Below are 11,430 nucleotides of genomic sequence, written 5' to 3'. Positions count from 1 at the left end.
TGATTTATAAATGGGAACAAATCTATGCCGACGGCGCCTGGGCGGTCTTAGATGGCGAAACCAGCATCCAGATTGGTGAGGTCCAACAAAACTTCGACGAGGACAGCGACGAAGCCTGGACCGCCGTCCTATTCAAAATGCAGGAACCAGCCAGCCAATTCTACGAAGATGGCGTGCTCAATGAGGATGCCAGCATCGAAGGCGGAGAATCTGCCGGCTGGTGGGTGGAGATGGTCTACGACGAAGACGACGGCCAGTGGGTCATCGACTGGTTAGACGTCGATTCAGCATTCGATGAATAACCGCCGGGCGGCTACCCAAACTACCGGGTGGGTAGCCGTTCGCGATCATAAGAAATGTCGGTGTACCCGTGCGGTTGTGGTTTCCCATCTTCGCCCAGGGAGACGAACACGATTTTATCAATGCTCAAGATCACCTTGCGGGTAATCATATTGCGGACGACGGCGCGCATCGTCATCGAGGTACGACCAAAATGTGTGGCCTTGAGACCCATTTCGATCATGTCGCCTTGCGAGGCGGAGGCTACGAAGTTAATTTCCGACATCATCTTGGTCACCGCACGATGGTTTCCCATCTGCAGGATCGCATAGATCGCGGCTTCTTCGTCAATCCAGCGCAGCAGCGCACCGCCGAATAGGGTGCCATTGGCATTAAGATCTTCCGGCTTGACCCATTTACGGGTGTGGAAGTTCATGCCATCATCAAGGACACTGAACTGTTGGGTTTGGGGATGAATCGCTGAATCACTCATATGCCAAACTGTAGTTTCAGCCACCGCATATGGCGATAACCCCGCTCACAATTTGCGCTGACAGATGCAGTATTATTCTGCAGGCTTGCCGCCTGCTACCAGAGCCTCAAGCCGAGCCCCCAGACGCAGCAACTGGCCCTCGGTTCCCGCACGCCCGACCGCCTGAATAGACCACGACATACCGTTGTCATCGTCTTTGATCGGAATCGAGATGGCCGGTAGCCCCATCACGTTGATCATCGAAGTATATGGGGTGAACTTGCACTGGTATTCATAATCGTCTTGGCCTTGCATCGCCGAAAATGTTCCGACCGGCGGCGGGGTAAATGCCAACACCGGGGTCAGTACCACGTCATAGGCAGAAAACTGACGACGAGTATCAGCAGCCCAATCCGATAATTCAGCAACTGCGGCCTCATACTGTTCTTGGGTGCGCTCGTGGGCCTGTTTCAAAAAGTCCTGAGCCAGTGCCTCCATCCGGTCTTCGGCGCCCTCGGGGAGGGGAATGCGCGTTAGACCTTGAGTCCAGACCGTTTGGAAATTCTTATGGTAACCGCCGCGGTAAGAAAAGCTCATTTCCTCAATCGATAAGCCCTCTTTACTCAGCAGCGTCACCGCAAGGGTCAACGCTTGGACCGCTGACTGCGACAAAGTAATCTCAAGATCCGGCTGGAACGGGGAAGCCGTGGTGTAACCGATTGACAGGTCACCGGCTGATTCCCGACCCTGCTGGGCGGCGGCCAGATACCGGCCATTGGGCTGGGTCGGATCCACCAGCGCATCCATCAACAGCGCAGCGTCTTCGACAGTGCGAGCCAGCGGACCGGTAACCGACAGGTTTTTGACGCCGTCATTCTGCTCATCGGTTGGAATTGTGCCACGGCCAGGCTTAAGCCCAACAATGCCGGTGGCGGCAGCAGGAATACGAATCGACCCGCCACCATCGGTACCCGGGGCAACCGGCAACATCCCAGCCGCAACTGCGGCAGCAGCCCCACCGGAAGAACCACCCGCGGTCAGTTCCGGGTTTCGTGGATTGCGAGCCGGCTCGGAGATCACATTATCCGAGTGACACGACAGCGCGAACTCAGGCAGTGTGGTCTTACCGACCTGCACCACCCCGGCGGTATTCATATTCAACGAAATAGGATCGTCTTCAAGCTGCGGCTCGGTATCGGCGAATAACCTGGAGCCAAATGTGGTGACCATCCCGGCCACGTTGACCGTGTCCTTAAAAGCTAGTGGCAGCCCGTGCAGTGGCCCGACCACACCGGTGGCCGCATAGGCCTCGTCTAGCTCATCTGCACGAGCCAGCGCGGCGTCGTCATACACGGCCATAAAAGCACCCAGATCGGTGCGCTGGTGAATCACGGAAAGATAATATTCGGTGACTTGACGGGCAGTATAGGTACCGGCGGCAATCGCATCTCGCAACTGGCGTGCGGACAGCGAACCGAAAGCGTGATGTTCAGTCATGGATTCAACTGTATACGCCAACGGGTCGAATCGTGTGGCTTTTACTGGTAGCCAAGCATTTTTCTGGTTTACCATAGGCCCCATGAACGACTTTGAAACCCTCACCGTAGACCAAGTGCCCGACGACGCCAACATCCTCGATGTGCGTGATCCATATGAATTCGACGCCGGCCACATCCCTGGCGCCATCAATATTCCCTTAGACCAACTGCCCTTGCGCATCGAAGAACTGGACCCCGATACCGACTATTACGTCATCTGCCGCACCGGAGGCCGCTCCGCCCGAGCCACCCCGTACATGGAAATGCACGGTTACTCGGCCGTCAACGTTGCCGGTGGGTGCGGCGCCTGGCTGGAAGCCGACAAACCGCTGGTGTCCGAAACCGGGGCAGAACCAATCGTGCGCTAAAAGCACCCACGGTGTTTTCGGGTGGCTAAGATGGGCAGTTATGAAGTCGTTTGCGTATCTTGGCCCCGAGGGCACATTCACCGAAGCCGCCCTGAACCGGGTACCCGAAGCCGACGGGGCCCAACAAGTCCCACTCGGCTCGGTCATTACCGCGTTGAATCAGGTCCGCAGCGGCGAGGTTGACGCCGCCGTCGTCCCGATTGAAAATTCGGTGGAAGGCGGCGTAACCGCAACACTTGATGCGATCGCCTCGGGCGATGAACTGCACATTATCCGCGAAGTGCTCGTGCCCATTTCGTTCATGCTGGTCGGTCGCCCCGACGGGCCGCGAGAACTCACCGAGCTGCACAGCGTTGCCACCCACACCCACGCCTGGGCGCAAGTGCGCATCTGGGCCGAAGCCAATATTCCTAATGCCGCCTACGTGCAAGCCGCCTCCACGGCAGCCGGGGCGCACGGGCTACTGGACCACACGACAACCTATGACGCCGCAGTATGTGCCCCGCACCTGGCCAAGAAACTGGACCTGCCGATTCTGGCCGAGGGCATTGAAGACACCGCAGGCGCGGTAACCCGATTTGTGGTCGTAGCCCGGGCCGGGCGGCTACCCCAACCCACCGGATCCGACAAAACCTCACTGGTGGTTCCACTGCCCGAAGACCGCCCCGGCGCGCTGGTCCAAATTATGAACCAGTTCTCTACCCGCGGGGTCAACCTGTCGCGTATTGAATCTCGGCCCACCGGCGAATACTTAGGCAAATACTTCTTCTCAATCGACCTTGAAGGCCACCTGGCCGATGAACGAGTTTCTGCCGCACTGGCCGCACTGTACCGAATGTTCCCGGGCGTACGATTCTTAGGTTCCTATCCACGCGCCGAAGGCGTACCGTATGTGATTCCGGAATACACCACCGACGAGGCGTATCAGCGCGGCCGGGCCTGGGTGCGCAGCATCCTAGACTGGTCACCTACCGGTGACCAATGAAATTAGTACTGAGCGGTACTGTACTGAGCGGTACTGAACTGATTGGTGCTGTGCTGTTGGCGTTAGTTCTGTTGTCGTGAACTGTCAGTCGGTGGTGGCACGGGCACTCGCACTTGCAATGACCGCGGAATAGTCTCAGCTACGATTTGTTTGGTTTTGGGGATCGGATCCCCATCAATTTGAGCCACCAATGGTTCGTCAAAGACCAGCTTGCACTTCCGGGTGGGAAACGTTGTGACTCGAGCGGCTTTCTGTTTGGGTACAAGCGTTGCTGCAGCTACCTGAATCCAGTCCACCAGATTGCGCGGATCTAACAGGGCGACATCCAAAAGTCCGTCGTCGATAACAGCTTCGGGCACCATATTGATGCCACCGGTCAGAATCCCACAATTGGCAATCATCGCCGACCGAACCCGGTATCGTTTGGCCTCATCATCTTGTGGAACCACGGTCACCGTGTGCCGTTTGCCGCGCAACTTACGAACCCCGGCCTCGGTATAGGCCAGCCAGCCGGCGGCTGCCTTGAGCCGATCCGACGTCGAATGCATAATCTCAGCGTCAAAGCCGGCGCCAGCAATCACCGTGGACACCAAATGATCCTGGGCGCCATCCTCATACAGGATGTCCAAGGAGACAACATCGATCGGGCGCACCTGGCCGTTAAACGCTGTATAGACACATTCCTGAACATCACTAAACGGCAGATCCAAGTTCCGGGCCAATAAATTGCCGGTCCCCGTAGGAATAATCGCCATCTGCACATCCGTGCTGACCAGCACTTTTGCCGCGGCTCGAACCGTGCCGTCACCGCCGGCAATCAACACCAGCTGGGCGCCGTCGTCCACGGCCTGTTGCACAGCCGACAACCCGGAATCCTGGCTGTCAGTCTCATAAAACTTTGGCTCCGGTAACCCAAAGAGCCCGCAGGCTTGGACCACCAGGGGCAACACCTGATCTGAAGCCGCCTTTGACGGGTTATATACCAGCGCAACCCGATTCGGCACGCCCAAAATCGACGCCACCTGGGGTAACTCATAAGCGTGGGACAGCTGCCCGGACAGATCCCGGTTCACCGTCTCAGCCCGCTTGGCCCGGTCCAGGGCCCTTCGCCAGGCCACCAGGGCCACGATTGTGCCAATGACGGCGCACACGGCCACCACGAGCAGCACAATCGTTAACGGAGTCATGTCAACCAGTGTAGGTTACACTCGGCTCGGGTAGGCTAAAGCATGTGATTGACGTAAAGCATCTTGCCGAAAACCCTGAACTGTATCGCGCCTCGCAGCGAGCTCGTGAAGCCGACGAATCGCTGGTGGATCAGATCATCGACGCCGACGCCGCCCGCCGCGCCGCACTGCAGAATTTTGAGAACCTGCGTGCCGAGCAGAAAGTGCTGTCAAAAAAGATTGGCCCTGCCAAAGGCGAAGAAAAACAAGCCCTGCTGGACCAAGCCAAAGAGCTTGCCGCCAACGTCAAAGCTGCCGAGGCCGATGCTGACGCCAAGAACCAGCTGGTCGAAGACCTCAACAACGTATTCCCCAACCTTATTATCGAAGGCATCCCATCGGGCGGGGAGGAGAACTTCGAGGTCCTCAAAACCGTAGGGGAGTTGCCCGAATTTGATTTCGAACCCCGCGATCACCTTGAACTGGGCGAAATGCTGGGCGCCATTGACATGGAACGCGGGGCCAAAGTCTCCGGTTCGCGCTTCTACTTCCTCAAAGGTGTAGGTGCCCAACTTGAAATGGCACTCACCCAGATGGGCATGGCCCAAGCCGTAGAATCCGGGTTCACCCCGATCATCACACCGACCCTGGTGCGCCCAGAAATCATGAACGGCACAGGATTCAACGTCGAACACGATGACGAAATCTACCGCATCGAAAAAGATGACCTATACCTGGTGGGGACCTCCGAGGTCGCCTTAGCCGGCTACTATGCCGATGAAATTCTGGACCTGTCCGATGGGCCAGTACGCTTCGCCGGCTACTCAACCTGCTACCGTCGTGAAGCCGGCTCGGCCGGTAAAGACACCCGCGGCATCATTCGTGTCCACCAGTTCAATAAACTGGAAATGTTCATCTACACCACCCCAGAAGAAGCCGAAGCCGAACACGAGCGCCTGTTAGCCTGGGAAGAAGAAATGCTCGCCAAGATCGAGGTCCCATACCGGGTCATCGACACCGCCGCCGGTGACCTCGGCCCCTCGGCTGCCCGCAAATTTGATTGCGAAGCATGGGTTCCAACCCAAGACGCCTACCGCGAGCTGACCTCAACCTCAAACTGCACAACATTCCAGGCCCGGCGTCATAATGTTCGTCAGCGCATGTTTAACGACGACGGCGCCAAGGCCGGTACCCGCATTGCCGCAACCCTCAATGGCACCCTGGCCACCACCCGCTGGCTGGTCGCGATCCTGGAAAACCACCAGAATAAAGACGGCTCCGTGAACGTACCAACAGCCCTGCAACCATACATGGGCGGCAAAACCATACTGGAGCCCCTCGCCTAACGTTGCTGGCGGGCAGCAAGTCAGCAATCTCACCGCACAGCCCAATTCCCCAGCTGCCGGGAATTGGGCTGTTTGGTACCCAAACGACTCAACGGTCGCGCAAACTTGCCATATTTACCGTCAAGTTCAGCTCAATTCGCCATTGGTTCATCACAGCGTTGCCCAACATGGTTGACTAGAGTGCATGAAGAAAAAGATGGTCTGTTTAGACGTAGACGGCACGATCGTGGACTTCGATGGCCACATGTACCCAGAAGTGCGTGCCGAAATTATCAATGTCATGGAAGCTGGCCACCACGTACTGATCGCCACCGGCCGGGCATTTCACGCCACCTTGCCGATCATTCGGGACATCGGCCTGCACTGCGGGTACTCGGTGTGTTCCAACGGTGGGGTCTCACTGCGCCTCGACTCCGAACTCGAAGAAGGCTACGAGATCGTGGCCCGCAGTACCTTCGACCCGTCGTCCGTTTTAGAAAAACTGCGCGACCGTGTCCCAACCGCCAGATTCGCCATTGAGGACGACGACGGAAATTACTTATCAACCGAACGCTTCCAAGACTTTAGTTTCGGTGTTCAAGCAACCGGTGTGACATTCGAAGAACTGCAAGAAACCACGGCCGTTCGTCTCGTTGTCTTCTCTCAAGGCGACTCAACCCGCGAATTCGCCTCGGCCATCGAGTCGCTGGGCTTGCAAGGTATTACGTACTCCGTTGGCTATAACGCCTGGCTCGATGTGGCGGGTGCTGGCGTTTCGAAAGCTTCCGGGCTTGAATCACTGCGCCAGATTCTGCATGTTGACCCAGCCGACACTGTTGCCATCGGTGACGGTTTCAACGACGTAGAAATGCTGGAGTGGGCCGGCCGCGGAGTTGCCATGGGACAGGCCCCCATGGAAGTCAAACAGGTAGCCGACGAAATTACCGGCACCGTCCATGACGGCGGACTGGCCACGGTGCTCCGCACCCTGTGCTAAGCCGCACGCACCCTGCGCTCAATCGCAAAACGGGCCGACACACAGCAAACCGTGTGGTCGCCGTCATTGTTGTTACATGCCGCTATTGGATTGGATATTGACGGCGGCCTCGGCCTGTTCTAAAAGTAAAATAACTGCGCTGCGGACTTCATGTTCGGTGTTATATAAAGACCGCTTAATGGCTTGTGACACCGCTTGCACGGTCATCCCTAATTCTTGGGCTACACGACGCTGTTGACCGCGAACACCCGGTTCGAGCCGGTCCAAGACCGCCCATTCCGCCGCCGAACGCCGCGACACCACGTGACCAAGTAACTGCAAAACGCTTTGGACATGGTTACCCAACTGGGTTTGTTCGACACCGCGCGGAGGCTTGGCCGCCTCAATGCGCAATGACACCAGCTGACCTTGTTTTGCCGCAAGTGAAACAGCCAAGTCCGCGGCTCGCACACCCGGGCCGACGAGTTCGTCATCGCGCTCGGTTGCAGAACCTACTCCGATACCCACATTCCAGGTGCCCAACCGCATCGCATATAAGGCCATTTCAACCGCCGGAGACGCCGCAGTAAACACCTGGCGATAGACCAGCGGATCCGAGGAACGCGAAGCGGGCAGCTCGTCTCTAAGCAATTGTTTCAGGTCTTGGTGGAAATCTGACACGCGTTGTTCACTGGGTTCCGCGGAACGCTGGGTCATGGTCACAACAAACATGGTTCCATCTTGGCACGTCATAGCGGTCTTGTGCGACATAACTCAAGTGAAAGTGGGTGAGATGGCGAAAAAATTTTGTTGTGGAAAACGACAAAACGCCGCGAGAACGGATTCCCACGGCGTTTGACGTGTTGCAAAGCACACGAAATTTTTTGAATTATCTTGTGGCGAAATTGCTCAAAAACCATCCGATTTCAACAGATGGCAGCAGATTTTGGGCTGTTTTAACCCTTGAAACGATCGATAGAAGCTTGCAGTTCAGCTTCAGCCGCGGCACGGTCCTTCCACCCTTCGGCCTTGACCCATTTACCTGGTTCCAGATCCTTATAGCGGGTAAAGAAGTGTTCGATTTCCTTGATCAGGTATTCATCGATATCGTCAAGTTCCTGAATGTGAGCATAGCGTGGGTCATTTGGTACGCACAGGACCTTATCGTCGCCACCGCCGTCGTCGGTCATTGAAAAAATCCCGATGGGGCGTGCTTCAACGACCACGCCAGGCAACAGATCAAAGCCAGGCAAATAGACCAGCGCGTCCAACGGGTCACCATCTTCGCCCAGGGTGTTCTCAAAGAACCCGTAGTGAGTCGGGTATTCCATGGAAGTAAACAGAATACGATCCAGCTGCAAACGGCCGGTCTGTTCGTTAATCTCATATTTGACGCGCGAACCGGCAGGGATCTCAATGGTGACGTCGTGCTGCATTATTTCTCCATCTGTTGGTGGTAAGACTTGCCGAACCGAATGACTTGGGGCAAGCGTATGCTTGATCTAAGGTTATTACGTCCGCAGGTGAATAACCCAAATGTGCTCAAAGGGTGCAAACATTAAACAGGCTAACGCGAAACCAGTTGTTCAGGTGAAACCATGATGGCATCGAAACCGTCCGGACGGCGTGCCAAAATCGCTAGCTCAGCTCGACGCCGCTGGTTGCCTTGGATCCTGGGCATCGTGCTGGGAGTTGTGGCAGGCGGCGGGATGACCAAGGCCTATGCCCCACCCAATGCCGACGTCATCCGGGTGCAGGCTGCCGACTGGTACCACCACATGCGCGACCTCATCACCCCGGGAACACGCCCGGCACCTACCAAAACCTGGGTTGGCGAGCCAAAAATTTATGCAACCGACCCGATTGCGCTGCCACCTGAAAATACCACCGACCGTGATCAGGTGGCCGACGACGTCGACAAACTCATCAACGTCAACGCGCCAATCCCAGATACCGGCCAGCTCACCACCGCCCTGGACGAGGCTCGCGCCAACCTGGCCTTGAACCACCGAATGCTGGTGGTCGATGCCGCAACCGGCGCCACCTTATACGACGTCGGGGGTCAAGATGCCATCGTGCCAGCATCAACCCTCAAATTATTCACCGCCATCAATACCCTGCATCACCTGGATACCAGCCACCGGTTCACCACTTCAGCAACCTATGATCCAGCCCAAGGCGTCACCCTGATTGGTGGGGGAGACGGACTGCTATCCAACGGTGAAAGCACCGGCGAAACCGTTGGCTACGCGGGCCTTGCCGATCTGGCCAATAAAACCTGGGAAGCCATCCAACAAGACGTTGCCCAAAGCGGTGTCATCGACGTCCGGGTTGACGTCTCACGTTACGCACAGCCATTTACACACCCGACGTGGACCGAAGGCCTCATGACCGGCGGCTGGGTTTCACCCGTCTATCCGCTCAACACCTGGGGCGGATTCGTCACCGACCCACAACTGGCCAGTGAGGCCGTAGAAGACGGCGCCGCCTATGCCACGGCTGCCTTCGCCCAGCGTCTGACCGAAGCCGCCGCACAAGCCGGCTACGACGTCGAATTTTCCAATGCCGGGCGCACAACCCAACCAACCGAAACGGCACCGGTGGCCAGCGTGCAGTCTGCTACCCTGGGCGAACAGCTGCGATTTGCCATGAAACACTCCAATAACATGCTGTTTGAAATATTCGGGCGCGAAGCCGCACTGGCAGCTGGCGCAACCCCCGATTTCACCGGTTCCACCGCGACCACTATCACCACCCTGCAAGAGCTCGGCCTCGACGCCGAACACCTACACTTTGTTGATAACAGCGGACTGTCACCCAATAACCGGGCTACGCTTGATGCCACCGTGCAACTGTTTGACCTGATGCTGACCAATGAACAATTCCGCCCAATATTCCACACCCTCACGATCGCCGGCTTTGACGGAACCATGCGAAACCGCATGACCCAAGCACCATATTCGGGCGTGGTACGTTCCAAAACCGGCACACTGGAAGTGGCAAGCTCAAACGCCGGACTCACCGTGACCGCCGATGGCCGGACCCTCTGGTTTGCCATGAACACCAGTGGAGCCGACGGCGATTACGCGGCAGCCAGGGAAGAACAAGACCGCCTTGCCGAGGTACTAACCGACTGCGGATGCAGCAAGTGAGCAACGACGTCGTTGATCCAGTAGGGTTCAACGTGAAGGGACACAGTCATGCAAATCTTTAACCAAAAGGTGGCAGCATCCACCGGACGCAACCTCGTGCCGCCCGGCCCGCGAGTTCCCGCCACCGACGCCATCATTGAAACCGAAGGCCTCCGCGCCGCAGCCTACACGGCAGCCGAACACGTGGCGACGCTGAGTAAATTATCCGCAATTGAACACTGGGCCACCCTGCCAGTTGACGACGACGTAGAAATCCTGGTGGTGGACCGCCCCGGATGGATCACCGCGAACTCCCATTCACTACAGGTCATGCTCGAACCGGCATTCGACCGACTCAGCCAAGTCAGTGACAGCCTCATGAAGAGTCTCGGCTCAGACGTCACCGCGAGTTTCTCCGGCGCACAAGTGGGTGCGGTGTTAGCGTTTTTGTCCACCAAGATTCTGGGTCAGTTCGAACCCTATGTGGCCCAAGCTTCCGGAGGCGATGCCAAACCCCGGCTCATGCTTGTAGCACCCAATGTCATGATGATCCGGGATGAGCTCAAACTTGATCCCGAAGACTTCCGATTCTGGGTGAGTTTGCACGAGCTAACCCACGTGGCCCAATTTACGCAGGCTCCCTGGCTGGCACAACACATTTTGGACATCGCCACAGATTTTCTGCTCACAAATATCTTGCCGGAATCTGAAAACCAGCTCACTGCCGAGCAGAAGGCTACGAAGACACAAAAACTCGAGTCCCAAATAACCGGGGTCATGTCACTGCTTGAAGGCCACGCAAATGTCATCATGGACGCCGTTGATCGCAAACTTGTGCCCAGCGTACGAGTGATCCGTAAGCGCTTTGATGAACGCTCGACCAATCACAATTGGCTGGCACAATTATTGCGCAAACTCTTTGGCCTCGACGCCAAAGCAAAACAGTATAAGCAAGGTCAAGCCTTTGTTGCGGCAGTGATCGACCGTGTGGGTATTGAACGCTTCAATGTCGTCTGGGATGCACCCGAGAATCTTCCGTCGATGGATGAACTGACCGACGCGGATGCTTGGGTTGCCCGAGTCTTCAACTAGGTCACACTGTGAGTGTCTCACCACATGTTGACCCTCCAATGAGTGGGCCAGATGTTTGGCCACCTCGCACCGGGTGGCCTGCAGCTGTGCATAGGGGA

The 11,430-nt window shown here is 56.9% G+C and carries 12 protein-coding genes; 7 read left to right on the top strand and 5 right to left on the bottom strand.

Going from position 1 to position 11,430, the window contains the following annotated elements; translation table 11 throughout:
- Window positions 1-302 (top strand): DUF6318 family protein (locus K8V32_RS11185; RefSeq protein ID WP_303907322.1); only part of this gene is annotated, 302 nt, incomplete at its 5' end.
- A gap of 20 nt (window positions 303-322) precedes the next feature.
- Here K8V32_RS11185 and K8V32_RS11180 read toward each other — a convergent pair.
- Window positions 323-772 (bottom strand): acyl-CoA thioesterase, encoded by a 450-nt coding sequence (locus K8V32_RS11180; RefSeq protein WP_303907319.1) that lies wholly within the window; start codon window positions 770-772, stop codon window positions 323-325.
- Window positions 773-844: 72 nt separating this feature from the next.
- On the bottom strand, window positions 845-2,248 hold the full coding sequence (locus K8V32_RS11175; RefSeq protein ID WP_303907317.1) for an amidase: 1,404 nt from the start codon (window positions 2,246-2,248) through the stop codon (window positions 845-847).
- Between the two features lie 82 nt (window positions 2,249-2,330).
- Here K8V32_RS11175 and K8V32_RS11170 point away from each other — a divergent pair, with 82 nt between their 5' ends.
- Both K8V32_RS11170 and pheA read left to right on the top strand, forming a co-directional pair.
- Window positions 2,331-2,657, top strand: a complete 327-nt coding sequence (locus tag K8V32_RS11170) for a rhodanese-like domain-containing protein (protein ID WP_303907314.1) — start codon at window positions 2,331-2,333, stop codon at window positions 2,655-2,657.
- 40 nt (window positions 2,658-2,697) lie between these two features.
- Entirely contained in the window at window positions 2,698-3,642 is a 945-nt protein-coding gene (gene pheA / locus K8V32_RS11165) for a prephenate dehydratase (RefSeq protein ID WP_303907311.1), read from the top strand.
- 62 nt (window positions 3,643-3,704) lie between these two features.
- On the opposite strand, the gene K8V32_RS11160 is transcribed toward pheA, so the two are convergent.
- Entirely contained in the window at window positions 3,705-4,829 is a 1,125-nt protein-coding gene (locus K8V32_RS11160) for a diacylglycerol/lipid kinase family protein (RefSeq protein WP_303907308.1), read from the bottom strand.
- Between the two features lie 44 nt (window positions 4,830-4,873).
- Here K8V32_RS11160 and serS point away from each other — a divergent pair, with 44 nt between their 5' ends.
- Both serS and K8V32_RS11150 read left to right on the top strand, forming a co-directional pair.
- Complete coding sequence (serS, locus tag K8V32_RS11155) at window positions 4,874-6,154, top strand: serine--tRNA ligase (protein WP_303907304.1); 1,281 nt, start codon at window positions 4,874-4,876, stop codon at window positions 6,152-6,154.
- 184 nt (window positions 6,155-6,338) lie between these two features.
- On the top strand, window positions 6,339-7,130 hold the full coding sequence (locus K8V32_RS11150) for an HAD family hydrolase (RefSeq protein ID WP_303907301.1): 792 nt from the start codon (window positions 6,339-6,341) through the stop codon (window positions 7,128-7,130).
- Between the two features lie 72 nt (window positions 7,131-7,202).
- On the opposite strand, the gene K8V32_RS11145 is transcribed toward K8V32_RS11150, so the two are convergent.
- Both K8V32_RS11145 and K8V32_RS11140 read right to left on the bottom strand, forming a co-directional pair.
- The gene (locus K8V32_RS11145; protein ID WP_303907298.1) at window positions 7,203-7,880 is read right to left on the bottom strand and encodes a hypothetical protein; all 678 of its coding nucleotides are present in this window, start codon (window positions 7,878-7,880) and stop codon (window positions 7,203-7,205) included.
- Between the two features lie 185 nt (window positions 7,881-8,065).
- The gene (locus K8V32_RS11140) at window positions 8,066-8,545 is read right to left on the bottom strand and encodes an inorganic diphosphatase (RefSeq protein ID WP_303907295.1); all 480 of its coding nucleotides are present in this window, start codon (window positions 8,543-8,545) and stop codon (window positions 8,066-8,068) included.
- Between the two features lie 162 nt (window positions 8,546-8,707).
- Here K8V32_RS11140 and dacB point away from each other — a divergent pair, with 162 nt between their 5' ends.
- Together dacB and K8V32_RS11130 are read left to right on the top strand one after the other, a co-directional pair.
- A complete protein-coding gene (gene dacB, locus K8V32_RS11135) occupies window positions 8,708-10,261 on the top strand; it encodes a D-alanyl-D-alanine carboxypeptidase/D-alanyl-D-alanine endopeptidase (protein ID WP_303907292.1) in 1,554 nt (517 codons plus the stop codon).
- Window positions 10,262-10,309: 48 nt separating this feature from the next.
- Entirely contained in the window at window positions 10,310-11,332 is a 1,023-nt protein-coding gene (locus K8V32_RS11130; protein WP_303907289.1) for an Rv3626c family coenzyme F420 biosynthesis-associated protein, read from the top strand.
- Window positions 11,333-11,430: the final 98 nt, after the last annotated feature.

Source organism: Enteractinococcus helveticum (assembly GCF_020742345.1).
In the GTDB taxonomy this organism is placed as follows: Bacteria; Actinomycetota; Actinomycetes; order Actinomycetales; family Micrococcaceae; genus Yaniella; species Yaniella helvetica_A.
The sequence above is the reverse complement of the archived record's forward strand: the minus strand, read 5'-3'. Positions and strand labels throughout refer to the sequence as shown.